This is a genomic window from Tersicoccus solisilvae, from assembly GCF_014643255.1.
Classification (GTDB): Bacteria; Actinomycetota; Actinomycetes; order Actinomycetales; family Micrococcaceae; genus Tersicoccus; species Tersicoccus solisilvae.
The window spans coordinates 1-25727 of the sequence record NZ_BMJI01000006.1 but is presented as its reverse complement, the minus strand read 5'-3'; the positions used below and the strand labels follow the sequence as shown (position 1 = coordinate 25727).

The 25727-nt window shown below is 72.9% G+C and carries 22 protein-coding genes and 1 tRNA gene; 15 read left to right on the top strand and 8 right to left on the bottom strand.

Features of this window, described 5'->3' with window-relative positions; genetic code table 11:
* Positions 1-9: 9 nt before the first annotated feature.
* Positions 10-2640 carry an aminopeptidase N gene (pepN, locus tag IEX22_RS07000; RefSeq protein WP_188667623.1) on the bottom strand — a complete coding sequence of 877 codons (2631 nt, stop codon included), beginning with the start codon at positions 2638-2640 and terminating at the stop codon, positions 10-12.
* 74 nt (positions 2641-2714) lie between these two features.
* Between pepN and IEX22_RS06995 the strand changes: the two genes are divergently transcribed.
* The 3 genes from IEX22_RS06995 to IEX22_RS06985 are packed head-to-tail and all read left to right on the top strand — an operon-like array spanning position 2715 to position 6090.
* A complete protein-coding gene (locus IEX22_RS06995; RefSeq protein ID WP_188667622.1) occupies positions 2715-4271 on the top strand; it encodes a circularly permuted type 2 ATP-grasp protein in 1557 nt (518 codons plus the stop codon).
* Positions 4272-4327: 56 nt separating this feature from the next.
* A complete protein-coding gene (locus tag IEX22_RS06990) occupies positions 4328-5245 on the top strand; it encodes an alpha-E domain-containing protein (RefSeq protein ID WP_188667621.1) in 918 nt (305 codons plus the stop codon).
* Positions 5242-6090 (top strand): transglutaminase family protein, encoded by an 849-nt coding sequence (locus tag IEX22_RS06985; RefSeq protein ID WP_188667620.1) that lies wholly within the window; start codon positions 5242-5244, stop codon positions 6088-6090. Before IEX22_RS06990 ends, IEX22_RS06985 begins: the two co-directional genes overlap by 4 nt.
* A 14-nt stretch (positions 6091-6104) precedes the next feature.
* On the opposite strand, the gene glgC is transcribed toward IEX22_RS06985, so the two are convergent.
* On the bottom strand, positions 6105-7346 hold the full coding sequence (gene glgC, locus IEX22_RS06980) for a glucose-1-phosphate adenylyltransferase (protein WP_188667619.1): 1242 nt from the start codon (positions 7344-7346) through the stop codon (positions 6105-6107).
* A gap of 133 nt (positions 7347-7479) precedes the next feature.
* Here glgC and glgA point away from each other — a divergent pair, with 133 nt between their 5' ends.
* Positions 7480-8673, top strand: coding sequence for a glycogen synthase (gene glgA / locus IEX22_RS06975; protein WP_188667618.1), 1194 nt, complete (start codon positions 7480-7482; stop codon positions 8671-8673).
* A gap of 59 nt (positions 8674-8732) precedes the next feature.
* On the opposite strand, the gene IEX22_RS06970 is transcribed toward glgA, so the two are convergent.
* Both IEX22_RS06970 and IEX22_RS06965 read right to left on the bottom strand, forming a co-directional pair.
* The gene (locus IEX22_RS06970; protein ID WP_188667617.1) at positions 8733-10826 is read right to left on the bottom strand and encodes an acyl-CoA dehydrogenase family protein; all 2094 of its coding nucleotides are present in this window, start codon (positions 10824-10826) and stop codon (positions 8733-8735) included.
* Complete coding sequence (locus tag IEX22_RS06965) at positions 10823-11533, bottom strand: TetR/AcrR family transcriptional regulator (RefSeq protein ID WP_229659838.1); 711 nt, start codon at positions 11531-11533, stop codon at positions 10823-10825. Before IEX22_RS06965 ends, IEX22_RS06970 begins: the two co-directional genes overlap by 4 nt.
* 64 nt (positions 11534-11597) lie before the next feature.
* Here IEX22_RS06965 and IEX22_RS06960 point away from each other — a divergent pair, with 64 nt between their 5' ends.
* The 4 genes from IEX22_RS06960 (at position 11598) to IEX22_RS06945 (ending at position 16925) form a co-directional block, all read left to right on the top strand.
* Positions 11598-12962 (top strand): acetyl-CoA C-acetyltransferase, encoded by a 1365-nt coding sequence (locus tag IEX22_RS06960; RefSeq protein WP_188667615.1) that lies wholly within the window; start codon positions 11598-11600, stop codon positions 12960-12962.
* 31 nt (positions 12963-12993) lie between these two features.
* The gene (locus IEX22_RS06955) at positions 12994-14331 is read left to right on the top strand and encodes a 3-oxoacyl-ACP reductase (protein WP_188667614.1); all 1338 of its coding nucleotides are present in this window, start codon (positions 12994-12996) and stop codon (positions 14329-14331) included.
* Positions 14331-15272 (top strand): MaoC family dehydratase, encoded by a 942-nt coding sequence (locus IEX22_RS06950; RefSeq protein WP_188667613.1) that lies wholly within the window; start codon positions 14331-14333, stop codon positions 15270-15272. The genes IEX22_RS06955 and IEX22_RS06950 overlap by 1 nt, the downstream gene beginning before the upstream one ends.
* A gap of 66 nt (positions 15273-15338) precedes the next feature.
* Complete coding sequence (locus IEX22_RS06945) at positions 15339-16925, top strand: glycosyltransferase family 39 protein (protein ID WP_188667612.1); 1587 nt, start codon at positions 15339-15341, stop codon at positions 16923-16925.
* A 15-nt stretch (positions 16926-16940) separates the two neighbouring features.
* Here the strand turns inward: IEX22_RS06945 and IEX22_RS06940 are convergent, their stop codons facing one another.
* Positions 16941-17942 carry an acyltransferase family protein gene (locus IEX22_RS06940; RefSeq protein WP_188667611.1) on the bottom strand — a complete coding sequence of 334 codons (1002 nt, stop codon included), beginning with the start codon at positions 17940-17942 and terminating at the stop codon, positions 16941-16943.
* A gap of 202 nt (positions 17943-18144) precedes the next feature.
* Between IEX22_RS06940 and IEX22_RS06935 the strand changes: the two genes are divergently transcribed.
* Positions 18145-18591: a hypothetical protein gene (locus IEX22_RS06935; protein WP_188667610.1), complete on the top strand. Its 447-nt coding sequence runs from the start codon at positions 18145-18147 to the stop codon at positions 18589-18591.
* Positions 18592-18674: 83 nt separating this feature from the next.
* On the opposite strand, the gene IEX22_RS06930 is transcribed toward IEX22_RS06935, so the two are convergent.
* Positions 18675-18759 (bottom strand) — tRNA-Leu (locus IEX22_RS06930).
* A gap of 89 nt (positions 18760-18848) precedes the next feature.
* On the opposite strand from IEX22_RS06930, the gene IEX22_RS06925 reads away from it, so the two are divergent.
* Complete coding sequence (locus IEX22_RS06925) at positions 18849-20042, top strand: acyl-CoA dehydrogenase family protein (protein WP_188667609.1); 1194 nt, start codon at positions 18849-18851, stop codon at positions 20040-20042.
* A gap of 37 nt (positions 20043-20079) precedes the next feature.
* On the opposite strand, the gene IEX22_RS06920 is transcribed toward IEX22_RS06925, so the two are convergent.
* Complete coding sequence (locus IEX22_RS06920) at positions 20080-20313, bottom strand: DUF5703 family protein (protein WP_188667608.1); 234 nt, start codon at positions 20311-20313, stop codon at positions 20080-20082.
* Between the two features lie 40 nt (positions 20314-20353).
* Between IEX22_RS06920 and IEX22_RS06915 the strand changes: the two genes are divergently transcribed.
* From IEX22_RS06915 to mshC, 3 genes are all read left to right on the top strand, one after another.
* Positions 20354-20644, top strand: a complete 291-nt coding sequence (locus IEX22_RS06915) for a hypothetical protein (RefSeq protein WP_188667607.1) — start codon at positions 20354-20356, stop codon at positions 20642-20644.
* Positions 20645-20749: 105 nt separating this feature from the next.
* A complete protein-coding gene (locus tag IEX22_RS06910) occupies positions 20750-21583 on the top strand; it encodes an undecaprenyl-diphosphate phosphatase (RefSeq protein ID WP_188667606.1) in 834 nt (277 codons plus the stop codon).
* A 79-nt stretch (positions 21584-21662) separates the two neighbouring features.
* Complete coding sequence (mshC, locus tag IEX22_RS06905; RefSeq protein ID WP_188667605.1) at positions 21663-23051, top strand: cysteine--1-D-myo-inosityl 2-amino-2-deoxy-alpha-D-glucopyranoside ligase; 1389 nt, start codon at positions 21663-21665, stop codon at positions 23049-23051.
* 3 nt (positions 23052-23054) lie between these two features.
* On the opposite strand, the gene IEX22_RS06900 is transcribed toward mshC, so the two are convergent.
* Positions 23055-23924, bottom strand: a complete 870-nt coding sequence (locus IEX22_RS06900; RefSeq protein WP_229659851.1) for a PAC2 family protein — start codon at positions 23922-23924, stop codon at positions 23055-23057.
* Between the two features lie 157 nt (positions 23925-24081).
* Here IEX22_RS06900 and IEX22_RS06895 point away from each other — a divergent pair, with 157 nt between their 5' ends.
* Together IEX22_RS06895 and IEX22_RS06890 are read left to right on the top strand one after the other, a co-directional pair.
* Positions 24082-24780 carry an HAD family hydrolase gene (locus IEX22_RS06895; RefSeq protein ID WP_188667604.1) on the top strand — a complete coding sequence of 233 codons (699 nt, stop codon included), beginning with the start codon at positions 24082-24084 and terminating at the stop codon, positions 24778-24780.
* A partial coding sequence (locus tag IEX22_RS06890; protein WP_188667603.1) for a site-2 protease family protein occupies positions 24777-25727 on the top strand: 951 nt, incomplete at its 3' end. The genes IEX22_RS06895 and IEX22_RS06890, both read left to right, overlap by 4 nt.

Below are 25727 nucleotides of genomic sequence, written 5' to 3'. Positions count from 1 at the left end.
CGCCGCTGCTCACCCCGCTGATTGGGCCCGCAGCGCGCGCACCAGGGAGTCCTGCTCCTCGATGACGATCCGCCGCAGCGCCGCCGGCGCCTCCTCGTGCTCCGAGAGCCACCGGGCCGAACGGCGCACCAGTGGGTGCTCGGGCGGATCCTGCCCGGGAACGGCGTCCTGCACCGGCGGGAACAGCCCACGCACCAGCCGGGTCGCCATCTCGATGCTCCGCTCGTTCCACCAGGCCGTGAGCGAGGCGAAGTAGGGCTCGACGAACGGCTCGGCGGTCGTCGCGTCGATGAGCGCGAACCCACGCAGTGCGGCCGAGACGAGCTCGTTCGACAGGTCGCGGTCCCCGGTCACGCTCTCCCACACCTCGCGCTTGGCGTCGGTCCCGGGCCGGGCGCTGCGGGCGGTCAGCGCGTGACGCCGGCCCGTCGCGGTCGGGTCCCGTTGCAGCTCCGCCTCGATGACGTCGTGCCCGACGGCGTCGCGGGCGGCGAGGGCAACGAGCGCAGCCCACCGCAGGTCCTGGTTGGCGGCCAGGGAGGCGAGCAGGCCGGACGACGCCGTCGTGCCGGACGACGCGGCGGCGTCCGTGGCGACCAGGGAGCGCAACAGGTCGTCCTGCCCGCCACCGTGGGCGGCAACGGCGGTGAACAGCCGGGCGAAGGTCAGGGACCCGGTCGAGCGGACGAGCGCGGCGAGGGCGTCGAGCAGGACGGACAGCAGCTCCGCGCGGGTCGACGGAGGCGCGTAACGCGTCACCGCGGTCAGGGCCTGGGTGAAGAGCATCTGCCGCACCCCGTCGTCGGTCTCCGCCGCACCGGCGCGGGCCACCGTGGTGACGAACCGCTCGGCGGGCAGCCGTGCATCGCGCGTCATCGTCCACAGCGCTGACCAGCAGATCGTGCGGGCCATCTCGTCGTCGACGTCCTCGATGCGCTCCAGCGCGGTGGTCAGACTCCGCGGGTCCAGGTCCACGGTGGCGTAGGTGAGGTCCCCGTCGTTCGGCAGGATCAGCGGGGCGTCGACGGCGACGGGGAGATCGACGTCCACGGACGCGCTCGCGAGTTCCACCGGGGCGGACGCCACCCGTCGCAGCCGGCGACGGGCGGGACCCAGGGCGCCGGGGCCACCCCCAGCGCCGTCCTCCTCCGCGTACACCCCGACGGCGAGCGCGTGCGGCCGCGTCATCGCCGCCCCGATGGCCGGGTCCCACCCGTCCTGGTGGACCCGCGCCCCGGTGGACGTCCGCTCCACCGACAGCGTGCTGATGCCGGACGTCTGCAGCCAGGCCGCCGCCCACGCCCCCATGTCCCGGCCGGACGCCTCGCTCAGGGCCGCCAGGAAGTCCGCGAGCGTCGTGTTGCCCCAGGCATGCTCGCGGAAGTACGCCCGCGCCGCGGCGTCGAAGACGTCGCGTCCGACGAACGCCACCAGCTGCTTGAGCACCGAGGCGCCCTTGGCGTAGGTGATGCCGTCGAAGTTCTGCTTCGCCGCGTCCAGGTCGACGATGTCCGCCACGATCGGGTGGGTCGTCGGCAGCGCGTCCTGCACGTAGGCCCACGCCTTCCGCCGGTTCGCGAACGTCACCCACGCCCCCGGGTACAGCCCGGTGTCCGCCAGCGACGCGGACCCCATGAAGTCCGCGAAGGACTCCTTCAGCCACAGGTCGTCCCACCACCGCATGGTGACGAGATCCCCGAACCACATGTGCGCCATCTCGTGCATGATGACGTTCGCCCGCGCCTGCACCTGCGCCTCGGTGGCCTCCGTGCGGAACACGAACGCCTCGGTGAACGTCACCAGGCCAGGGTTCTCCATCGCCCCGAGGTTGTACTCGGGCACGAACGCCTGGTCGTACTTCCCGAACGGGTACGGGAACCCGAATCGCTCGTGATAGAAGTCCAGACCGGCGCGTGTGACGTCGGCGATCCGGTCCGCGTCCAGGTGCTCGGCCAGGGACGCCCGGCAGAACATCGCCAGCGGCACCGGCAGCGGGCCGTCCGCCGTGGTCACGGTGTGCTGGGCCTCCACCGCGTGGTACGGCCCGGCGAGCACCGCCACCAGATACGTGGAGAGGGGTTCGGTCGTCGCGAAGTGGCGCACGGCCCCGCCGACCGATGGCTCGGCTCCGGTCTCCGCGCCGTTGCCGCGCACCACCCAGTCCGCCGGTGCGTCCACGTGCAGGGTGAACCGTGCCTTCAGGTCCGGCTGCTCGAAGACCGGGATCCACCGGCAGCAGTCCGCCGGCTCGTTCTGCGTGTACAGGTACACCCGGCCGTCCGCGGGGTCCACGAACCGGTGCAGCCCCTCCCCGCTGCGGCTGTAGAGGCCGGTGGCCCGGACCCGCACCGTGTTCCGCGCCGCCAGGTCCGGCAGCCGGACGCGCTGCCCGTCGACGACGTCCGCCACCGGCAGGGACCGCCCGTTCAGCTCCACCTCCTCGACCGAGGCCCCGAGGAAGTCGACGAAGGTGGCGGCGCCCGGCTCGACGCAGTCGAAGTGGATCTCACTGACCGTCCCGAAGGTGGTGGCGCCCTCCACCTGCGCTCCGGTGAGGTCCAGGTGCACGTCGTACGCGCGGACGGTGAGCAGCGTGGAACGGGTGGCCGCGTCGTCGCGGGTCAGGTGCGGGGAAGGCATGCCCTCCATTCAAACACCGGGGCGGAAACGCGCCGGTGATGTCATCGACATCGATCCATGACACGCTGTGCTCCATGTCCGACCTGTTCGACGACTACGGGACCGCCACGGTCCGCACCCGGGCGTACGACGAGATGTTCGACGCCGATCAGTCCGTGCGTGCCGCCTACCGGCAGGTCGAGGACGTGCTGGGCGGGTTGACCCTCGGCGATGTCTCCGCCCGGGCCGACTCCATGGCCCGCACCTTCCTGGACCGGGGGGTCACCTTCGACTACGCGGGGGAGGAGCGCCCCTTCCCGCTGGACATCGTGCCGCGGGTGATCCCCGCCGCCGAGTGGGACGTCCTCGAGCGCGGCGTGGCCCAGCGGGTGCAGACCCTCGAGGCGTTCCTCGACGACGTGTACGACAGCATGGCCGTTGTCGCGGACGGGGTCGTGCCGCGGTCCCTGATCACCTCCAGCTCCCACTTCCACCGCTGCGTCGCCGGGTTCCGGCCGGTCGGCGGGGTGCGCGTGCACGTCTCCGGGGTCGACGTCGTCCGGGACGGCACCGGCTGCTTCCGGGTGCTCGAGGACAACGTGCGGGTGCCCAGCGGCGTCTCCTACGTGATCGAGAACCGGCGCGCGATGGCCAAGGGGCTGCCCGAGGCCTTCACCCAGCAGGACATCCGCGGCGTGGACGACTATCCGCGCCACCTGCTCCACGCGCTGCGCCGGACCGCACCCCCCTCCGTCGCCGACCCGACCGTCGTCGTGCTCACCCCCGGCGTCTTCAACTCCGCCTACTTCGAGCACACCCTGCTCGCCGGCCTGATGGGCGTCGAACTCGTCGAGGGCCGGGATCTCGTCTGCCGGGCCAACCGCGTCTACATGCGCACGACGGCGGGCGAGCAGCGGGTCGACGTGATCTACCGGCGTGTCGACGACGACTTCATCGACCCCCTCCAGTTCCGTTCCGACTCCCTGCTCGGCTGCCCGGGGCTGGTCAACGCCGCCCGCGCCGGCAACGTGACGATCGCCAACGCGATCGGCAACGGCGTGGCCGACGACAAGCTGATCTACAGCTACCTGCCGGACCTGATCCGCTACTACCGGGGCGAGGACCCGATCATCCCCAACGTCGACACGTTCCGGCTCGAGGAGGACGCCGCCCGCGAGGAGGTCCTCGACCGTCTCGAGGAGCTCGTGGTCAAGCCGGTCGACGGGTCCGGCGGCAAGGGCATCGTGATCGGCCCGGATGCGACCCGCGAGGAACTGGACGCCCTGCGACAGCGGGTGATCGCGGACCCGCGCGGGTGGATCGCCCAGCCCGTGCTGCAGCTGTCCACCGTGCCCACCATGGCCGGCGACCGCTTCGGTCCCCGGCACGTCGACCTGCGGCCCTTCGCCGTCAACGACGGCGACGAGGTGTGGGTGCTGCCCGGGGGGCTCACCCGGGTGGCGCTGCAGGAGGGTTCCCTCATCGTTAACTCCAGCCAGGGCGGCGGCTCGAAGGACACCTGGGTGGTCGGCGACGGACCTGCCCCGGCGATGCCGGCCGGGGCGGCGCCCCGACCCGGTCGGGAGCGCGTGTCGGTCTGGCCGATCGAGAGCAACGCCCGGGACCGGCAGGGCGAGGCCCAGCAGCAGTGACGCCGCTCCCGGAACGGGAGCACAGCAGCCCAACAGCACCAGGAAGGGAGGACGGCATGCTCAGCCGGATCGCCGAGTCGTTGTTCTGGATCGGCCGCTACGTCGAGCGGGCGGACGGGACGGCACGGATCCTCGACGTGCACCTGGAGCGGATGAACCAGATGAGCAGCGCCGATCAGGAGCTGGTGGCCCGGCGGCTGCTCGCGGTGATGGGGGCCGTGCCCGAGGACGAGCGGCTCGGCATCGGGCAGCTGCTGGACGCCCTGGCCTACGACCGCGGTTCGCCCGCCTCCATCGCCGGGGCGCTGGGCGCCGCCCGGGAGAACGCCCGCCGCGCGCGGGAGACCGTGTCCTCCGGCCTGTGGGAGTGCCTGAACACCACGTGGTACGGGCTCAACCAGCACCGCAAGGACGTGGTCGGCACCTACCGGTTCTGCACGTGGGTCGGCGAGCGGACCGCGATGGTGCGTGGCCTCTCCGACCTGACCATGAGCCACGACGAGAGCTGGGAGTTCATGGTGCTCGGCCGCAGCCTGGAACGGGCCGACATGACGTCGCGCATGCTCTCCACGCGCGACGTCGCCAACTCGTGGGTCACCATGCTGCGGTGCGCCGGGGCGTACGAGTCGTTCCTGCGCAACCAACGGGCCGCCTTCGGCGACGAGGAGGCCGCCGAGTTCCTCCTGCTGGACCGTCTCTTCCCCCGTTCCATCGTCTACGCCCTGACCGAGGCCGAGACCGCGCTCGAACGACTCGACCCGTCGAACCAGCGGATCGGGTTCCTCGACGACGCCCGTCGGCTGGTGGGCCAGGCCCGGTCCTTCCTCGAGTTCCACCAGACGGCGGACCTGCTGGACGAGCTGCCCGAGCACATGGACCGGGTGCAGCAGGCCTGCGCCCGGGCGTCCGACGCCATCTCCCGGAAGTACTTCTCCCGGGCCGAGAGCCTCGAATGGGTGGGGGAACTGTCATGACGCGGCTGCGCATCTCGCACGCGACCAGCTACGACTACGTGCGGCGGGTGTCCCTGTCCTACAACGAGGCGCGGATGTCGCCGATCACCGACCCGCACCAGGTGGTCCTGGAGTCCTCCCTGACCGTCGGGCCGGACCACGCGGCCGTGGACACGTACCGGGACTACTGGGGTACCCGGGTCACCAGCTTCGACATCACCAGCCCGCACGACCGGCTGGCCGTCCTGGCCGAGGCGACCGTGGAGGTGCACCGGGGGACGCGCACGGTCGACGCCGAGCCGGTCGGCTGGGCCGACCTGCACGGTGCGGCCGCCCGCAACCGGTTCTCGGACTGGCTGCCGCAGACCCCCCTGTCCGGGCCGGGCGACGAGGTGATCGCCCTGGTGCGGGACGAGGTACGGGGCCTGGACCCGCACGAGGCGGCGATGGCCGTGTTCGCGTGGATGCGCGGGCAGATGAGCTACGTGCCCGGCGCCACCCACGTGCACTCGAACGCGGAGCACGCGTGGACCGCCCGCAAGGGGGTGTGCCAGGATCTGGCGCACCTGGGCGCGGGTGCCCTGCGCAGCCTCGGCATCCCCGCCCGCTACGTCTCCGGGTACCTGCACCCGCGACCCGCGGCGGGCATCGGCGAGGAGGTCGTGGGCGAGTCCCACGCCTGGGTGGAGTGGTGGGACGGCGGCTGGCGCGCCTGGGACCCCACCAACACCGGGCCGGTCGGCGACCTGCACGTCGTCGTCGCCCGTGGCCGGGACTACCGGGACGTCACCCCGCTCAAGGGCATCCTGTCCGGGGGTGGCGGCTCCACCCTCGCGGTCCGCGTCGCGGTGACCCGGCTGGCCTGACCGGCCGTCGGCCGTCACCCGGCCGCGACGCGCACGCCCTTGCTCACCACGGTGATGCCCGAGTCGGTCACCTTGTAGCCCCGGGAGCGGTCCAGCTCGGGGTCCGCCCCCACGGTCGCCCCGTCCTCGAGCGAGACGTTCTTGTCCAGGATCGCGCGCTTGACCACGGCGCCCCGGCCGATCAGCACGTTGTCCATCAGCACGGACCCGGAGACGCGGGCACCGTCGGAGACGAACACGTCGGGCGAGAGCACCGACCCCTTGACCAGGCCGCCGGTGACGACGGCGCCCGGGCTGACGATCGAGTCGTACGCCACCCCCCAGTCGGGGTTGCGGCCCCGGACGAACTTCGCCGGCGGGGAGATCACCTGCCGCGTGTAGATCGGCCAGTCCATGTTGTAGAGGTTGAAGATCGGCAGCGGGGAGATCAGGTCCATGTGGGCGTCGTAGAACGAGTCGATCGTGCCGACGTCCCGCCAGTAGCGGCGATCCCGTTCCGTGGACCCGGCGACCGAGTTCTCCGTGAAGTCGTACACGGCGCAGTCGTTCCGGTCCACGAAGTGGGGGACGAGATCCCCACCCATGTCGTGCTTGGTGTCCAGCCGCTCGTTGTCGGCCCGGAGGGCGTCGACCAGGGCGTCGGCCGTGAACACGTAGTTGCCCATCGAGGCGAGGAAGCTGGTCGGGTCGTCGGGCAGGCCCTCCGTGGTGGCCGGCTTCTCGACGAACCGGGCGATCCGGGACCGGTCCTGCGGGTCCGTCTCGATCACCCCGAACTGGTTCACCTGGTCCAGCGGCTGACGCACCGCCGCCACCGACGCGGACGCCCCCGACGCGATGTGCGCGTCCACCATCTGCGAGAAGTCCATCCGGTACACGTGGTCGGCGCCGACGACGACGACGATGTCCGGCCGGGCGTCGTGGATGAGGTTCAGGGACTGGTAGATGGCGTCGGCGCTGCCCTGGAACCAGCTCTTGCCCACGCGCTGCTGCGCCGGCACGGACGCGATGTAGTTGCCGAGCAGCGTGGACATCCGCCACGTCTCGGAGATGTGCCGGTCGAGGCTGTGGGACTTGTACTGGGTCAGGACGACGACCTGCAGGTACCGCGAGTTGACCAGGTTGGAGAGGGCGAAGTCGATCAGCCGGTAGCTGCCGCCGAAGGGGACGGCGGGCTTCGCGCGGTCCATGGTCAGCGGCATCAGGCGGTTGCCCTCCCCGCCGGCCAGCACGATCGCGAGGACTTTGGGGCTCATGAGGGCATCACTGACCTTTCTCGACCTTCACCTCACCGTTCGGCCGACGGATCGGCCGGGGTAGAGGGTCCGACCTGCGGCGTCGGTGAGACTCACACTAGAGGACACCGCCGACAGGCACTACCTTGTGAGTGTGCGCATCGACATCGTGAGCAAGGAGTTCCCCCCGGACATCTACGGCGGTGCCGGTGTCCACGTCGCGGAGCTGAGCCGGGTGCTGGCCTCCCAGGTCGAGCTGCACGTGCACTGCTTCGGCGCCGCACGCGACGCCGACTTCCACGGCGCCACCGTGCGGGCCTACCCGAACCTGCCCGAGCTCTCCGACGCCAACGCCGCCCTGCAGACGTTCGGCGTCGACCTCGCCATCGTCCCCGGCGTCGCCGGCGCCGACGTGGTCCACTCCCACACCTGGTACGCCAATCTCGCGGGGCACCTGGCGAAACTGCTGCACGGCATCCCGCACGTGCTCTCCGCGCACAGTCTCGAACCGCTGCGCCCGTGGAAGGCCGAGCAGCTCGGCGGCGGCTACGCCCTCTCCTCCTGGGCCGAGAAGACGGCGTACGAGGCGGCCGACGCGATCGTCGCGGTCTCCGCCGGCATGCGCGCGGACATCCTGCGCTGCTACCCGGACGTCGACCCGGAGAAGGTCAAGGTCGTGCACAACGGCATCGACGTCGCCCTGTGGCAGCCCGACGTCGAGACCGACGTGCTCGAGTCGTACGGCATCGACCCGCACCAGCCCTCCGTCACGTTCGTCGGCCGGATCACCCGGCAGAAGGGCGTGCCCTACCTGCTCCGGGCGGCGAAGCTGCTGCCGCCGGAGGTGCAGCTCGTCCTGTGCGCGGGTGCGGCGGACACCCCCGAGCTGGGGGCCGAGGTCAACCAGCTGATCGCCGAACTGCGGGCCGAGCGCGAGGGCGTCGTGCTGATCGAGAAGATGCTGCCGCGACGGGAGCTGATCCAGATCCTCTCCCACACCACGGCGTTCGCCTGCCCGTCCGTCTACGAACCGCTCGGCATCGTCAACCTCGAGGCCATGGCGTGCGGGGCCGCCGTCGTGGCGAGCGCCACCGGCGGCATCCCGGAGGTCGTCGACGACGGCGTCACCGGCCGGCTGGTGCCCATCGAGCAGGTGCAGGACGGCACCGGCACGCCCCTGGACCCCGACGTGTTCGTCCGGGACTTCGCCGCCGCTCTCACCGCGGTCGTCTCCGATCGCGACGAGGCGCGACGGATGGGTGAGGCCGGCCGCCGGCGCGCGCAGGACCACTTCTCCTGGGAGTCGATCGGGCGCGCCACCCTGGACGTCTACCGCAGCGTGCTCTGACCGACGACAGGGCAACGGCCCCGGACGGATCACCGTCCGGGGCCGTTGCCGTGTCAGCGTCAGGCGCCGCGCTTGCGGGACTCCCGCGCGTACAGCACCTTTTCGTCGACCGGGGCGTCGCCGTTCGCCCGTTCGCGCCGCTGGTGGGCCCGGGCCTCGTCCTGACGGTGCGCCTCGGCGCCGGTGGCGATCGCGGCGCGCAGGTGCGCCTGCTGGTAGCCGAAGGCGTCGACCAGGTCCTGCGCGTGCGGGCGCAGCCGGGCCAGCAACCGGTTGACGTACCCGGTGAGCGTGCGTGCCCGCTGCATCGAGATGCGGCCGTGCATCAGGTACCAGCCGATGTTCTCCTCGACCAGCGTCAGGCCGTACAGGTCGCGGACCCAGGTCAGCACGGTGCGGGTCCCCGCGTCCTCGATCCCGGGCAGGGCGGCGGTGAACGCCTCCCACTGCAGCAGCTCGCCGTGCGCCCGGGCCGTCTCGATCAGCTCGTGCTGGTGGGAGTTGAAGACCGACGCGGCCTTCTCGGCGGGCAGCTTCCGCGCCGCCCGCAGATGCTGGGCGACCTCGGCGACCATGTCCTCGACGCGGCCGGTCAGCAGCGCCCGCTGGGCGCCCTCCTCCCGCAGCGCGTTGACGGCGAGCCGCTGGTCGCCGCGGTCGGTGAAGAACTGCACCGCCTGCCGCAGACCCGAGCGGCTGAACGTGCGGTCGGCGGCCTGGCCCACGGCGTACCGGGCCATGGCGCCGAAGTCGATGCCCCGGAAGTCGTTGGCGTAGTCGGTGAGCAGCCGCTTGGCCACCAGCTGCAGCAGCACGGTGTTGTCGCCCTCGAAGGTGGCGTAGACGTCCAGGTCGGCGCGCAGGCTCGTGAAGCGGTTCTCCGACAGGAAGCCGGCACCGCCGCACGCCTCCCGGCACTCCTGCAGCGTGTCCAGCGCGTTCCACGTGGACGCCGCCTTCAGGGCCGCGGCGAGGGTCTCGAGGTCCTGCCGGTCCTCGTCGGTGTCGTGGGCCCCGGAGAACACGTCGTCGAACCGGGCGAGCAGCTCCTCGTGGGCGAAGGACCCGGCGTAGGTGCGCGCGATCCGGGTGATCAGTCGCCGCTGGTGCCGCTGGTAGTCCAGGAGCACCTCCTCCTCGCCGGTGCCGGAACCGAACTGGCGGCGCTGGTTGGCGTACGTGACGGCGATCTGCAGGGCCACCTTGCTCGCCGCGACACTGGCCCCGTCGAGGGACACCCGCCCCTGCACCAGCGTGCCGAGCATGGTGAAGAACCGCCGCCCCGGGCTGGCGATCGGCGAGCTGTAGGCGCCGTCGGCGGCGACCGCGCCGTACCGGTCGAGCAGGTTGAACCGGGGGACCCGCACGTGCGTGAAGTGCAGGCGACCGTTGTCGATGCCGTTGAGGCCGCCCTTGTGCCCGTCGTCCTCACCGCCGATACCGGGCAGGAACGCGCCGTCCTCGTCCCGGATCGGCACATAGAGGGCGTGCACCCCGTGGTTGACGCCGCCGGTGACGAGCTGGGCGAACACCACCGCCGCCCGGCCGTGCAGGGCGGCGTTGCCGAGGTAGTCCTTCCACGCCGCCCGGAACGGGGTGTGCAGGTCGAACTCCTCGGTGGCCGGGTCGTAGGTCGCGGTGGTGGCGATGGAGGCCACGTCGGAGCCGTGCCCCGTCTCGGTCATCGCGAACGCCCCGGGGATGGTCATGTCCATGATCCCGGGAAGCCACGCGTCGTGGTGGGCCTCGGTGCCCAGGTGCAGCACGGCCGAGCCGAACAGGCCCCACTGCACGCCGGCCTTGATCTGCAGCGAGGGGTCGGCCACGACGAGCTCCTCGAAGCCGGCGATGTTGCCACCGTGGTTGTCCTCGCCGCCGAGCCGCGTCGGGAACGCCCGGTGCACGGCGTCCTCCGCCACGAGGGTGTGGAGCTGGCCGAGCACGCGCTCCCGGTGCTCGCCCCACGGCTGGCCCTCGATCTTGTGCAGGTCCTCCCGGGCCGCGAGCGCGCGGGCCTGCCGGCGGACATCGGCCCAGCGGCCCAGCAGCACCGTCTCGAGGACGGGCACGTCGACGTGGGGCGTGTCGGTGAGCGACGGCGTCGCCGAACCGGCGGGGGAGGGAGCGGGAGTCGGGGAGTCCACTGTGGTCATCGGTGTTCCTTCGTGGTGGGGGAATCGGGCGCGGGGCGGGGAGCGGTGGGGAACGAGCGGGTGCCGGGGTGGGTCATCACGCCGTCGAGCAGCCACCCGGTGAGCAGGTCGGCGAAGTCGTCGAGGTCCGGCTTGTCCGGACCTTCCGCCGTGGCGAGCCACTGCTCGCCCGCGTTGCGCACGAGCCCGATCGCCGCCGTCGGCCAGTAGGCCAGGACCGGGGAGGCGTCCGGTGCCGTGCGCCGACCCTCCAGGTACCGGCGCATCGGCTCCGACATCAGGGTCGAGACCGCGCTGAAGAAGTGATGGATGTGAGCGCCGGCGGTGGGACCCGCGGTGACGAACGCGTACACGTGCGGCGACGCCGCGGCCAGCTGCAGGTAGGCGTGCACCATCCCGTGCACTCCGTCGAGGGGCGAGCGGGCGCTGGCGGCGGCCTCGTGCAACTCCTGCTCGAGGCGGCCGAGCACCCGCTCGGCGACGGCCTGCTGCAGACCGGCCTTGTCCCCGAAGTACCGGTAGAACACGGACTTGGAGGTGCCGGCGGCCGCGGCGATGTCGTCCATCGACGCGTCGGGGCCGAGCCGGTGCACGGCGCGGCGCGCGAGCCGCACGAGCTCGACCCGCCGCGCGGTCCGGTGCGCCCGCCAGCGGCGGGAACGGCCGTCCGGTTCGGCGGTCACCTGACGCAGTCCGGTCGAATTCACGGTACCCAGCGTATCAGGTACGCTGGGTACCGGTAACCACGTCGATGCAAGGAGCGAGTTCGTCATGCCCCAGGACGCCACCAGCACCCCCACCCCGGCCACCCGGCCCACCAGCACCCCGTCCTCGTCCCCCTCCGTCCGGCGCGCCGTCGTCGTGGGCGGCAACCGGATCCCGTTCGCTCGCGCGAACGGGCCGTACGCCCGCGCGTCGAACCAGGACATGCTCACCGCCGCCATCGACGGGCTGGTCGCGCGCTACGGCCTGGCCGGGGAGCGGATCGGCGAGGTCGCCGCCGGCGCCGTGCTGAAGCACTCCCGGGACTTCAATCTCACCCGCGAGGCGGTGCTCGGCTCGGCGCTCGATCCGACCACTCCCGCGTACGACCTGCAGCAGGCCTGTGCCACCGGGCTGGAGACGGTCGTCGGGCTGGCGAACAAGATCCGGCTCGGCCAGATCGAGTCCGGGATCGCCGGCGGCGTGGACAGCGCCTCCGACGCGCCGATCGCGGTGAGCGAGGGGCTGCGCCAGGTGCTGCTCGAGCTCGGCCGAGCGAAGACCACCCAGCAGAAGCTGGCCGCGGTGCTGAAACTGCGCCCGCGCGACCTCACCCCCAACGCACCCTCGACGGGTGAACCACGCACGGGGCTGTCGATGGGCGAGCACCAGGCTGTGACGACGGCGCTGTGGGAGATCACCCGCGAGGCGCAGGACGAGCTGGCGCTGGCCAGCCACCGCAATCTCGCCGCCGCCTGGGACCGCGGCTTCTTCGACGACCTGACCACCTCCTACCGGGGCGTCACGCGCGACACCAACCTGCGGGCCGACAGCAGCCTCGAGAAGCTCGGGAAACTCTCCCCGGTGTTCGGGAAGTCCCTGCCCACCCCGGCGACGATGACCGCCGGCAACTCGACTCCGCTGACCGACGGCGCCTCCGCGGTGCTGCTGGCCTCGGAGGAGTGGGCACAGCAGCACGAGCTGCCGATGCTGGCCGACGTGATCGACGCCGAGGCCGCCGCCGTGGACTTCGTCAACGGCGCCGAGGGCCTGCTGATGGCCCCGGTGTACGCGGTGCCGCGGCTGCTCGCCCGCCACGGGTTGGGCCTGGCCGACTTCGACTACTACGAGATCCACGAGGCGTTCGCGTCGACCGTGCTCTCCGCACTGGCCGCCTGGGAGGACGCCGAGTACTGCCGCACCCGGCTCGGGCTGGACGCGCCGCTCGGCTCGATCGACCGGAGCAAGCTCAACGTCAACGGCTCGTCGCTGGCCGCCGGTCACCCGTTCGCGGCCACCGGCGGGCGGATCGTCGGCTCGCTGGCCAAGCAGCTCGCCGAGACGGCCGCCTCCACGGGGCGGCGCACCCGCGGCCTGGTCTCGGTCTGCGCGGCCGGCGGCCAGGGCGTCGTCGCCATCCTCGAGTCCCACTGACCCGGCCCCGCGTCCACCCGGAAGGAGCGTCATGACCGACACCTACCTGAACCTCGTCAACGCGGCCCCGTTCGCCGGCCTGGCCCGGCGCCTCGGGCTGCCACGGCCGGTGGAGCTGCGCCGGTACCGGCCCGGCGACCCGCTCGTCGACGGGCCGACGCTGCTGGTCGGCGCCGGCGCCGGCGCGCAGGAGCTGGCGGACGAGCTGCTGGGCTGGGACCTCGAGGTCGTCCGCCACCACCGGCCGAAGCAGCGGCTCGGCGCGATCGTGCTGGTGCTCGACGACGTCGCCGATCCCACCGCGCTGTCGACGCCGGTCCTCGCCGTCGCCGAGGCGTTGCGGGACCTGCGCCCGGGCGGCCGGGTGATCACGCTCTCCCGGCCCGCCGCCGACACGACCGACCCGGCCATGGCCGCGGCCCGGCGCGGGGTCGAGGGTCTGCTGCGCTCGCTCGCGCACGAGCTGCGCGGCGGGGCCACCGGCAACGGCATCCTGGTGCGGGACGGCCTGCCGGTGACCGCGACCTCCGTGCTCGGGGCCCTGCGTTTCCTGCTCTCGGGCCGCAGTGCCTTCGTCGACGGACAGTTCCTCACGGTGGTGGACGGGCAGGGGGCCCCGGACGCCGACACCACCCGTCCGCTGACCGGCAAGGTGGCCGTGGTGACGGGCGCGGCGCGGGGCATCGGGGCGGCGATCGCGGCGACCCTGCACCGGGACGGCGCGCGGGTGATCGCCGTCGACGTGCCGGCCGCGGGGGAGGCGCTGGCCGGAGTCGCCAACGGGCTCGGGGGTACCGCCCTGCAACTGGACATCACCGCCCCGGACGCGGGGGAGCGGATTCTCGCGCACGCCCGGGACCGGTACGGCCGGTTGGACATCGTCGTGCACAACGCCGGGATCACCCGCGACAAGCTGCTCGCGAATATGGACGCGGCGCGGTGGGACGCGGTGATCGCCGTCAACCTCGCCGCCCAGCTGCGGATGAACGAGCAGTTCCTCGCCTCGGACGTGTTCGGTGCCGGCGGGCGAATCGTGAGCCTGGCCTCGACCAGTGGCATCGCGGGCAACCGGGGTCAGACCAACTACGCCGCCTCGAAGGCCGGGGTGATGGGCATGGTCGCGGCCACCGCGGCCGCCGTGCCGGCGGGGGCCACCATCAACGCCGTCGCGCCCGGCTTCATCGAGACCGAGATGACCGCACGGATCCCGTTCGCCACCCGCGAGGTCGCGCGGCGGCTGAACAGCCTCCAGCAGGGCGGCCGGCCGACGGACGTGGCCGAGGCGATCGCGTTCCTCGCCAGCGACGCCGCCGGCGGCATCACCGGCCAGACCCTGCGGGTCTGCGGGCAGAACCTGGTGGGGGCGTGATGGCTGCGGGGAACCACGCGCAGCAGCGGGTGGTGGACCTGCCGGCGGTGCCGTCACTCGCCGGCCTCTATGCCCGCCAGGTGCCGGCGGCGCTGACCGGCGCCGTCGGGGCCGTCCTGCCCCGGCGCTCCCGACCGGCCGACGGTCTTCCCGGCATCGCCTACCGGGCGACCGGCATCCGGCCGGACCCGGCGCGGCTGACCGCCTTCGCGCACCTGGTGCGGGCGCCCGGCTCGGACGACCTGCCCCCGGGCTATGTGCACGCGCTCGTCTTCCCCGTCGCGACGGCGTTGCTGGCGCGGGACGACGTCCCGCTGCCGCTGGCCGGCCTCGTGCACCTGCAGAACGCGTGGCACCAGCGGCGCCCGCTCACCCTGGCCAGCGTCCTGAGCGTGACCACCCGGGTCGAGCGGCTGCGCGCCCACCGGTCGGGCACCCTCGTCGACGTCGTCAGCGAGATCGCCGACGAGGCCGACGGCGGGGTCGCGCCGCCGGTCGCCGTCGACCGCTCCACGTACCTCGCCCGCGGCCTGCGCCTGCCCGCGGCGGACGGGACGCAGGAGACGACATCGAGCCCGCGAGCGCCGTTCGAGCCGCCGGTGCCCACCGGTCAGTGGCGGCTGGGCGCGGACACCGGTCGTCGTTTCGCCGCGGTGAGCGGGGACTGGAACCCCATTCACGTCAGCGGGCCCACCGCCCGGCTGCTCGGGATGAAGGGCGCCATCGCGCACGGCATGTTCACGGCCTCCCGCGGGCTGGCCACCGTCCGGCTGCCCGCGGCGTTCCACTGGGACGTCGCCTTCGCCGCTCCGGTGCGGCTGCCGGCCACCGTGGCGGTCCGGGTCGACGGGGTTCCCGCGGACCCGGACGGCGCCCGGTTCACCGGCTGGAACCCGCGCTCCGGCGCCCTGCACCTGACCTCCACGGTGACGGCGGCCTGACGCGCGGCGGGCGAAGGTCGGCGTGCTACATTGACGCCGATCATTCGCCCCGTGTCAGGACGGTCCATGGCCACGGCAACCGCCACCCGCGACGGAGCGGTCACCCCGAGCGTCACCGCCGCGGACCACGCGCTGGCCGCGATCCTCGCGGTCGTGGCCGGCTTCGTCAGTGCCCTGTTCTCCTGGGTGCCGTCCTTCTGGACCGACGAGGCGGCCTCCATCAGCAGCGCGGACCGTCCCGTCGCCGAGATCGGCGCCCTGATCTCCTCGATCGACGCCGTCCATGCCGTGTACTACGTCGCCCTGCACGGGTGGCGACTCGTCGTCGGCGACGACGAGTTCGGCATCCGTGCCCTCAGCGTCGGCGCGATCGTGCTCGCTGCCGCCGGCACCTACTGGCTCGGGCGGCTGACCGGAGGGCGTCGGCTCGGCGTCGCCGCCGCCCTCGTGTTCGCGATCCTGCCGCGGGTGACGTGGGCGGGCATCGAGGCGCGGCCCTTCGCGCTCGCGCTGGCCGGCGGGGTGTGGGCCACCGTGCTCCTGGTCGCGGCCACCCGTCACCGCCGCGCCGGATGGTGGATCGGGTACGCCCTCGTCGCCGGCTTCGCGGTGGCCACGAACATCTATGCCGCCCTCCTCGTGGCAGGACACGGGCTCAGCCTGCTCCTGCTGCGCTCCGGCCGCGGCGTACTGCTGCGCTGGCTCGGCGCGGCGGTCGGGGCCGCCGTCCTGAGCTCTCCCATCCTGCTCCTGAGCGTCGCCGAACGCGGTCAGATCGCGCCGAACCCGATCGGCTTCGCGGAGTGGGTCCGGAACGTGCTGGTCAATCAGTGGTTCCTCGGCGGCACCCCCACCGGCGTCCTGCCCGAGCGGGGCACGCCGGCCTGGCAGTTCGCGGCCGTGGCGGCCGCCGCCATCGGCTGGCTGCTCGTGCTGGTCGGGGCGGTCGCGGCCCTGCGCAGGCGTGCCTCCCCGGCCCCGGGCACCGGCGCGCCGGGGTCCTGGCCGGCCCTGGCGTGGGCGCTGCCGGCGGTCGTGCTGCCGACCGTGGTGCTCGGCGTGTACGTCCTGGCCGTCGACCCGATGTACAACCCCCGCTACCTCACCTTCACCAGCTTCGCGGTGGCGCTGCTGGTCGGCGTCGGGCTGCTCGCCCTGCGGCGACGCTGGTGGCGGGTGGTCGCCGCGGCGCTGCTCGTGGCCGCCGTCGCCCCGGTCTGGTGGTCTCAGCGCACGCCCGACGCGAAGAGCGGGGCCGACTACCGCGCGGTGGGGGACTACCTGCGGGAGCACGCCGGCACCGGCGACGGGGTCTACTTCGCGCCTCGGTCGGCCGGCGAGACCGGGCTGATCGGGTTGTCCAGCCGGCGGATCGCCGTGTCGTACCCGGACGACTTCGCGCGGCTGACCGACGTGACCTGGGCGGTGGACGCCGAGCAGAGTGACACCATCGACGACCTCTCCCGGCCCCTCGACCAGGTGACCGCCCGGCTCCGCGCGGAGGACCGGCTGTGGGTGGTGCGCCGGATCGACGCACCGGCACGGCAACGGGCCGACGAGGACGCGGTGCTGCGGTCCGCCGGGCTCACCGGGGGCCGCACGGTGTACTCCGGCAGCCTCGACGAGATCGCCGAATACCGTCGCCCGGGCTGAACGACTCGGGCCGGCTCACGGCGTGGCCGCAGGCCGACGCATCTCCGCCCGGCTCGCCGGCCAGGTGTAGAGCGCGTCGACGAGCGCGAACCGGCGTGCCGCCCGGGTCATCACCCACGACCCGGCCAGGCCCGCGGCGAGCAGTACCAGCACCGCCACGGTGGGCTCGACACCCGGCACCCGGCCGACGAGGTGCGCCGCCAGCGTCACGAGGACCCAGTGCGTGACGTAGTAGATCAGGGAGTCGCGCCCGATCGCGGTCAGCACCCGACCGCCGAGCGTGGACGTGACCAGCGCGCCCAGGGGACAGGCGACCACGACCAGGCCGACGACGCCGACCGCGGACACGACGTCATACCGCAGGCCGGGCACGAGGGTGGCGACGACGGCGGTGGTGAGGAACGCGGCGGCGGCCGGCGCCCACGCCCACGGCCGCCGGGTCGTGCGCTCCCACGCGGACCGGTGCCGGCCCACGACGTCGCCCAGCAGGAAGAACGCCAGGGTGAAGCACAGCCGGCTCCACCCGTCGCCGTCGTGCACGACCCCGCTCACGGCCAGCAACGGGACCACGAGGGCGGTGCGCACCGCCGCCGGCAGGCCCAGGGCGAGGACGTAGAACGCCAGGAGGTAGACCAGATACCAGGTGTAGGTCGTGGGGTCGACCAGCAGCGCGACGATGCGGGCCGGGCCGTAGCCGCCGTTGCCCACCGTGCTGCTGCCCGCCCACAGCACGGCGACGATGACGGTGGTCCAGACCAGATACGGCCAGCCGATGCGGCGCAGCTTCCCGGACAGATACCGCCGGGGCGGCCGGGCCAGGGAACGGGTCAGGAACAGCCCGGAGCAGAACATCAGGGCCGGGACGCGGAACGGCGAGACCGCCGCACTGAGGGTGACCGCCCACGGCGGTGCGGTCAGGTGGCTCACCTTCAGGGCGATCGCCACGTGGTAGAAGACGACGAGCACGATCGCGGTCCCGCGGGTGACGTCGACCCACGCCGAGCGGGGCTGAGCCACACCGACCACCACCTTCACGAGCACGGGACGACGACGTTGCGACGAGGATGAGTGCGAGCGGACGGGCAGGCTCGTTCACCGTAGCGCCATCCGATCGGTCGGGGAAGGGTCGGTCGCCGGCGCATCGGGCTCTGCTACTCTGCGACGCAGGCGCACCAGACGCCCGCTCGTTCCCCGCAGCCCGTTCGTCGAAAGGCCCGCCATGCGCAGCACCAGGACGTCGCTTTCCCGGGGACTCGTCGGCGGCGCGCTCGCGCTGGCGCTCGCCGTGAGCGGGAGCGTCACCACCGCTGTGGTGGCCCCGGCCGAAGCGCAGGCGGCGGACGTGTGGAACTGCGACGTCGACGCCAACGGCACGCTGACCGCGCGCTTCCGGCTCACCCGCTACTCCACCGGCACGTCGATGACCCTCCAGGCGAGCTACTACAACACCAGCAAGTACCGCATCCACCCCACCCAGGTGGTGTGGAACGAGGTCATCGGGCCGAACAGCTTCGCGACGAAGGAGAAGTGGTGGGTCGGTGACACGTGGAACCCGCAGCGTATCCGTACGAGCGGTCGCACGATCGACGACGCGTTCGTCAACGTCGAGCTCGTGCACCGCACGACGGGAGCGACCGTCCACCGGTCGTGTTTCCGAGCATTCTGAGGAGCGCGCGAGGGCAAGGCCCGGAACGACGAAGGCCCCGGACCGTGGTCCGGGGCCTTTGTCGTCGTCCGTCAGGACGCTCGTGCGCGGAGGGGGACTTGAACCCCCACCCTCTATGCGAGGACTAGCACCTCAAGCTAGCGCGTCTGCCTATTCCGCCACCCGCGCGAGTGGCTCCCCGTCGCCGGAGCAGCGTCAGAAACTCTAACACGGATGGGCCCGGCGTCCCGCATCGGCCGCGTCGGTACGCTGGAACGATGACGACTTCCGCCGCTGCCGACGACGCCGACGACCCCCGCCCCGACGTGGGGGAACGCCTCCTGTCCGCCGAGCTGCTGGCGCGTGTCCGGGACCGGGCACCCGGCTACGACGAGGCGAACGCCTTCTTCACCGAGGACCTCGCCGACCTGCGAGCGGCCGGGTACCTCGGGCTGTGCGCGCCGGTCGCCGACGGCGGTGCGGACGCGGACCTGCTCGCCACCAGTCACGCGCAGCGGCGGCTCGCCGCGGCGGCCCCCGCCACCGCCCTGGGCATCAACATGCACCTGGTGTGGACGTCGGTGGCGCGAATCCTGACGGCCCGGGGGATCGACACCCTCGACTTCGTGTTGACGGAGGCAGCGGCGGGCCAGCTGTTCGCGTTCGGGGTCTCCGAACCCGGTAACGACCTGATGTTGTTCGACTCCCTGACGACGGCGCGTCCCGAGCCCGACGGCGGCTACCGCTTCACCGGGCGGAAGATCTTCACGTCCCTGTCCCCGGCCTGGACCCGGCTGGGCGTGCACGGTCGGGAGGAGACCCCGGACGGCCCGCGCCTGGTGTGGGGGTTCATCGATCGCGCCGACGGCGGGACCCGGGCGCTGGGGGACTGGGACACGCTCGGCATGCGGGCGAGCCAGTCGCAGACCACGGAGCTGGAGGGCGCGCTCGTGCGCCCGGACCGCGTGATCGCGACCCTCCCGGTGGGTCCGGTGCCCGACCCCCTCGTGTTCGGCATCTTCGCCGCGTTCGAGGTGCTGCTGGCCAGCGTCTACGCGGGTATCGCCGAGCGGGCGGTGGAGCTGGCGGTCCAGTCGGCCCGCCGGCGCACCTCCCGGCGCGCCGGTATCACCCTCGATCAGGACCCCGACACCCGGTACCGGGTCGCGGAGGCGCAACTGCTCGTGGACGGGATGCTGGCCGACCTCGCCGCGACCGCCCGGGACGTCGACAACCGGGTCGACCACGGGTCCCGGTGGTTCTCCCGGTTGTCCGGGGTGAAGGTGCGGGTGACACGCACCGCGCGGCAGGTGGTGGACCTCGCCCTGGCGGTGAGCGGCGGTGCCGGGTTCGCCCGCTCGGCGGAGCTGTCCCGGCTGCACCGCGACGTGACCGCGGGCGCCTACCACCCGTCGAGCGACTCCTCCGCGCACGCGACGATGGCCACGGCGATGCTCGGCCCTCTCACCTGACCGGAGCGGGCGGCGACGCGGCCGGGGCCGGCCGCGGTCAGACGGTGCGCTCGACGCGCATCACGCGGCGGCGCAGCCAGTACCGGCGGGCACCGCCCAGATACAGGCGCGTGCGCTCGAGCTCCCACTTGCCGTACTCGGCGTGCTCGGTCACCATCTGACGCGCCTCACCCCGTGTGGCCTGCGGCGGAACACTGAGCACCAGGTACTCGTACTGCCGCGCGAAGTCCCGTTCCCGCCGGACCGAGGTCCCACCAATTTGTTGCCTCATGGCACCCCATTTTCTTTCCGGAACCGATAACGTCTAGGACATGAGCATTGATCCGCGTGTCGCCCTGCAGTCCCTGGTCGCCGCCTTCGAGGAGCACCTCGCTGCTGCCGCCGCACGGCGCGGCGACGACGATCCCGCGGTCGAATCGGCTCACCTGGCCATCGCGGATGCGTTCGAAGTCTACGAGGACGCCCTGTACGACACGTACAACGAGGTCACCCCGCTCGTGATCTACGACGACGACAGTGACGACGACGACAGTGACGACGAGGACGAGGACGACGAGGACGACGAGATCGACGACGTGGAGGACAACCTCGACCGCGGGTGACGCATTCCCGGTCCGCTGAGCTGAGTCCACTGAGAGGCCGACGGCGTGGCGCCGGGCGGGGCGAGCGATTCGGTCGGCCGGGACGGGAGCACCTAGAGTCGGACCGTGACATGGATCGAAGCGGCCATCCTCGGGCTCGTCCAGGGACTGACCGAGTTCCTTCCCATCTCCTCCAGTGCGCACCTGCGCATCGTGGGGGAGTTCCTCCCGAACGCGGCCGACCCCGGCGCCGCCTTCACCGCCATCACGCAGCTGGGCACGGAGACGGCGGTCCTGGTCTTCTTCTGGCGCGACATCGTGCGCATCGTCCGTGCCTGGGCCGGTTCGCTGACGGGCCGCGTCCCGCGTGACGACCCCGACGCCCGGATGGGCTGGCTCGTCATCATCGGCAGCCTGCCGATCGGCATCCTCGGCGTCCTGTTCCAGGACTCCATCGAGACGACGTTCCGTAGCCTGTGGATCGTGGCCATCATGCTCGTCGTGTTCGGCATCCTGCTCGCCGTCGCCGACATCTACGGCCGGCAGGAGCGCGACCTGACGCATCTGACCTGGCGACACGGCGTCCTGTACGGGCTAGCCCAGGCGCTGGCCCTGATCCCGGGTGTCTCCCGTTCGGGCGGCACCATCACCGCGGGGCTGCTGATGGGCTACACCCGGGAGGCGGCGGCCCGCTACTCGTTCCTGCTGGCCATCCCGGCCGTGTTCGCGAGCGGGCTGTACCAGCTCGTCAAGGTCGCCCGCGACAGCAGCGGCAGCAGTGTCTACGGCGCGGGTCCCACCGCCCTGGCCACGGTCATCGCCTTCGCCGTCGGCTATCTCATCATCGGCTGGTTCCTGCGTTACGTGTCCACGCGCAGCTACCGGCCGTTCGTGCTGTACCGGATCGGCCTGGGCGTCCTCCTGATGATCCTGCTCGGCGCCGGAGTGATCAGCGCCTGACGGCGGCACGGCCGCATTTTCCGCACCGACCCGAGCCGGGCCTGCCCGCCCGGCCCGCCCTCTCGACCCGAGGAGAAGCATGCAGTCCTGGCCCACGCCCGGCCTCGCCCCGCTGGAGCCCCTGCCCGGACCGGTGCGCCTTCACGACACCGCCGCCCGACGGATCCTGCCGGTCGAGCTGGGCGAGGACCGCGACGGACCCGTCGCCGGCCTGTACGTGTGCGGGATCACCCCCTACGACGCCACCCACCTCGGCCACGCCGCCACCTACCTGGCCTTCGATCTGCTGGTCCGGCAGTGGCGGGACACCGGCGCGGCCGTCACCTACGTGCAGAACGTCACCGACGTCGACGACCCGCTGCTCGAGCGGGCGGACGCGACCGGCGTCGACTGGCGCGACCTGGCGGCGGAGCAGACCGACCTCTTCCGCGCGGACATGACGGCGCTGCGGGTGCTCCCGCCGGACCACTACATCGGCGCGGTCGAGGCCGTGCCGTGGATCGTGCCCGCCGTGGAGGCCCTGGTCGCCGCCGGGGTCGCGTACCGCGTGCCCGGTACCGCCGGGGAGCCCGACGGGGACGTCTACTTCGACGTCGAGGCGGCCCGGTCCACCGGCTGGCGGGTGGGCGCCCTCGGCGGGTACGGCGTCGACCAGCTGCTGACCCTGTTCGCCGAGCGCGGCGGCGACCCGCGACGCCCCGGCAAGCGCAACCCGTTGGACGCCCTGCTGTGGCGGGTCGCCCGTGAGGGGGAGCCGCGGTGGCCGGGCGGCGTGCTCGGGGCGGGCCGGCCGGGCTGGCACATCGAGTGCTCCGTGATCGCCGAACGCTTCCTGCACACCCCGTTCACCGTCCAGGGCGGTGGCGACGACCTGATCTTCCCGCACCACGACTTCAGCGCCGGCCACGCCCGGGCGCTCACCGGCCGGCCCCTGGCCCGGCACTTCGCGCACACCGGCATGGTCGGCTTCGAGGGACACAAGATGAGCAAGTCCCGCGGCAACCTGGTGCTGGTCTCCCGGCTGCGGGAGTCCGGAGTGGACCCGGCCGCGATCCGGCTCGCCGTGCTCGGCCAGCACTACCGGTCCGCGTGGGAGTACACCGACGCGCTGCTGGTCGCCGCCGAGGACCGGCTGGCGCGGTGGCGTGCTGCGGCCGTCGGTGCGCAGACCGCGACCGGGGCCGCGCGTGAGGACGTCGACCGTGCCGACGAGCGCCTCGTGGAGCGGCTGCGGGATCGGCTGCGCGACGACCTGGACACGCCCGGTGCCCTGGCCGCGGTGGACGCGTGGGCGGCCACCGTGCTCGGTGGCTCCCGGGACGCGGCCGCCCCGGCGCCGAACGCCGAGCAGCAGGCCCGTGTCGGGCTGGGGGCGCGCGCCGTGGACGCCCTGCTGGGCATCGACCTGTCCCCGGTCGAGCTCGCTCCGGAGGACCCGACGCGGGCCGGCGTCACGCCGCGGTTGTGAGCGTCAGCGTTCCTTGCCGCGCCGCTTGAGATAGCGCTCGAACTCCCGCGCGATGGACTCGCCGCTCGCCTCGGGCAGGTCGGCGGTGTCCTTCGCCTCCTCGAGCTGGTGCACGTAGGCCTGGATCTCCGGGTCCTCGGTGGCCAGCTCGTCGACGCCGCGCTCCCAGGCCTCGGCGTCCTCCCTCAGGTCGGCGTCGCCGATCACCGGGACGTGCAGCAGCTCCTCGAGCCGGTCGAGCAGGGCCAGCTGCGCCTTGGGCGAGGGCGCCTGCGCCACGTAGTGCGGCACGGCCGCCCAGAGCGAGACGGTCGGGATGCCGGCCAGGTCCGCCACCCCGCTGAGTACGCCGAGGATGCCGGTCGGCCCCTCGTAGGTGGACGGGTCGGCGTTCAGTCCCTCCTGCAGGGCGGCGTCGTCGGTGGAGAGCGACACCGGGATCGGCCGGGTGTGCGGCACGTCGGCGAGCAGGGCGCCCAGCATCACCAGGTGGTCGACGCCGAGATCGGCGGCGTGCGCCATCACGTCGGCCGTGTAGGCGCGCCACCGGTAGGACGGCTCGACACCGTGCACGAGCACGACGTCGAGGTTCGAGTTCGGGACCGAGGCGGTGCTCAGCCACGTCGTCGGCCACTGGATGCGCCGCTCGCCCCCCGTGCGCACCACCATCGGACGCGTGAACTGGAAGTCGTAGTAGGAGTCGGAGTCGAGGGCGCCGACCCGCGAGGCGGACCACCGCTCGTCCAGCCGGTTCAGGGCGTCGCTCGCGGCCTCGCCGGCGTCGTTCCAGCCCTCGAAGGCGGCGATCATCACGGTCACCCGGTCCCGGCCCACGGCGTCGTCGCCGGTGTGGATGCCGAACACGCTGGTCAGCGACTCACCGGCCCGCTCCGAGCCGGCCACCCCGGCTCCTTCTTCGGGCGCATCGTCGTAGGAACTCACTCGTCCAGCCTAGTCCCGGCGCCCGGGGCCGACGTCTGCCGCCGCGGGACGGCCCGGGGACCGTGATCCTCCCTCGTAGACTGGCCCCATGGCCTCCTCCACCGATCCCTTCCGCCTGCGCGCCGTCCTCTGGGACATGGACGGGACCCTGGTGGACACCGAGCCGTACTGGATCGCCGCCGAGCGATCCCTGATGGACGGGCACGGGCTGCGCTGGACCCTGGCGGACTCCGAGGCGATGGTCGGGCAGGCGCTGCCCACCGTCGCCGCCGCCATGCGGGAGCGCGGACTCGACCTGCCGATCCGGACCATCCTCGACACCGTCATCGGGGACGTCCTGGCGGCGGTGCGCCGCGAGATCCCGTGGCGACCGGGTGCCCGGGAGCTGCTCGACCAGCTGCGCGCCGCCGCCGTGCCGTGCGCGCTGGTGACCATGAGCGAGGCGGTGCTCGCCCGCGCCGTCGCCGACCAGCTGCCCGAGGGCAGCTTCGCGTTCCTCGTCACCGGGGACATGGTGACCCACGGCAAGCCCCACCCGGAGCCGTACGAACGGGCCCTCGCCGTGCTGCGCCGCGCCGAGCCGGACCTCCCGACGCCCGCCGTCGTCGCCCTGGAGGACTCCGTCCCGGGCGTCGAGTCGGCCCGCAGCAGCGGCGTCACCACGATTGCGATCCCGCACGTCGTCCCGGTCCCGCACCATCCGGACGTGCAGCAGTGGGAGACGCTGGCCGGCAGCACCGTGGCCGACCTGCAGCAGGCCCTGCGCGCCCGGGCCGCCCTCACGTGAGCGGCACCGGCACCCCGCCGCCCGGCGGCGGCACCACCAGCGGGACGGGGAACGCGCGCAGCCAGGGCATCCCCCTGGGCCGGATCTTCTCCGTCCCGGTGGTGCTCTCCTGGTCCTGGTTCCTGATCGCCGCGTTCATCACGATCAGCTTCGGCCCGGTCGTGGCGTACCAGTTCCCGCGCATCGGCGCCGCCGCCTGGCTGGTCGCCCTGGCGTACGCGGTGCTGCTGCTGGTCTCCGTGCTCGCGCACGAGCTCGCTCACGCCCTGTCCGCGCGCGCCTTCGGCTGGCCCTCGTCCCGCATCGTGCTCACGCTGTGGGGCGGTCACACGTCGTTCGAGACGATGCCGACCAGCGCCGGCCGGTCACTGGTCGTGGCGCTGGCCGGCCCCGCCGCGAATCTCGCGCTCGCCGGCGCCGGTTCCGCCGTCACCCTCGCCCTCCCGCCCGACGCCGTCGCGTCGCTGCTCGCGTCCGTGTTCACCGTCGCCAACCTGTTCGTCGGGGTGTTCAACGTGCTGCCGGGCCTGCCGCTGGACGGCGGCCGGATCGTCGAGTCCGCCGTCTGGCGCGTGACCGGTGACCAGGACCGGGGCACGGTGGCCGCGGGCTGTGCGGGACGCGTGATCGCGGTCGTCATCCTCGTGGTCGTGCTGTGGCCGCTGTTCACCGGTCGTGGCCTGCCGAGCCTGGCGACCCTGGCGATCGGCGTCCTCGTCGCCGTGTTCCTCTGGGCCGGGGCGAGCGCCGCGATCCGCAGCGGCAGGATGAAGCAGCGGCTCGGCGCCATCAGCGCCGGCCGCCTCGCCCGGCCCGCCGCCGGGGTGCCCGCCTCGGCGTCCGTCGCGCAGCTGCACGCCCTGGCCCGCGACCTGCGCACCGGCCCCGGCACCGAGCTGGTCCTCGTCGACGACCGCGGGATGCCGGTGGCCGTGGCCGACCGGGAC

Bases quoted from the DNA above. Each gene is read 5' to 3' on its own strand.
- pepN (WP_188667623.1), bottom strand. From the start codon at position 2,640: ATGCCTTCCCCGCACCTGACCCGCGACGACGCGGCCACCCGTTCCACG.
- IEX22_RS06995 (WP_188667622.1), top strand. From the start codon at position 2,715: ATGTCCGACCTGTTCGACGACTACGGGACCGCCACGGTCCGCACCCGG.
- IEX22_RS06990 (WP_188667621.1), top strand. From the start codon at position 4,328: ATGCTCAGCCGGATCGCCGAGTCGTTGTTCTGGATCGGCCGCTACGTC.
- IEX22_RS06985 (WP_188667620.1), top strand. From the start codon at position 5,242: ATGACGCGGCTGCGCATCTCGCACGCGACCAGCTACGACTACGTGCGG.
- glgC (WP_188667619.1), bottom strand. From the start codon at position 7,346: ATGAGCCCCAAAGTCCTCGCGATCGTGCTGGCCGGCGGGGAGGGCAAC.
- IEX22_RS06970 (WP_188667617.1), bottom strand. From the start codon at position 10,826: ATGACCACAGTGGACTCCCCGACTCCCGCTCCCTCCCCCGCCGGTTCG.
- IEX22_RS06960 (WP_188667615.1), top strand. From the start codon at position 11,598: ATGCCCCAGGACGCCACCAGCACCCCCACCCCGGCCACCCGGCCCACC.
- IEX22_RS06955 (WP_188667614.1), top strand. From the start codon at position 12,994: ATGACCGACACCTACCTGAACCTCGTCAACGCGGCCCCGTTCGCCGGC.
- IEX22_RS06950 (WP_188667613.1), top strand. From the start codon at position 14,331: ATGGCTGCGGGGAACCACGCGCAGCAGCGGGTGGTGGACCTGCCGGCG.
- IEX22_RS06945 (WP_188667612.1), top strand. From the start codon at position 15,339: ATGGCCACGGCAACCGCCACCCGCGACGGAGCGGTCACCCCGAGCGTC.
- IEX22_RS06935 (WP_188667610.1), top strand. From the start codon at position 18,145: ATGCGCAGCACCAGGACGTCGCTTTCCCGGGGACTCGTCGGCGGCGCG.
- IEX22_RS06925 (WP_188667609.1), top strand. From the start codon at position 18,849: ATGACGACTTCCGCCGCTGCCGACGACGCCGACGACCCCCGCCCCGAC.
- IEX22_RS06920 (WP_188667608.1), bottom strand. From the start codon at position 20,313: ATGAGGCAACAAATTGGTGGGACCTCGGTCCGGCGGGAACGGGACTTC.
- IEX22_RS06915 (WP_188667607.1), top strand. From the start codon at position 20,354: ATGAGCATTGATCCGCGTGTCGCCCTGCAGTCCCTGGTCGCCGCCTTC.
- mshC (WP_188667605.1), top strand. From the start codon at position 21,663: ATGCAGTCCTGGCCCACGCCCGGCCTCGCCCCGCTGGAGCCCCTGCCC.
- IEX22_RS06895 (WP_188667604.1), top strand. From the start codon at position 24,082: ATGGCCTCCTCCACCGATCCCTTCCGCCTGCGCGCCGTCCTCTGGGAC.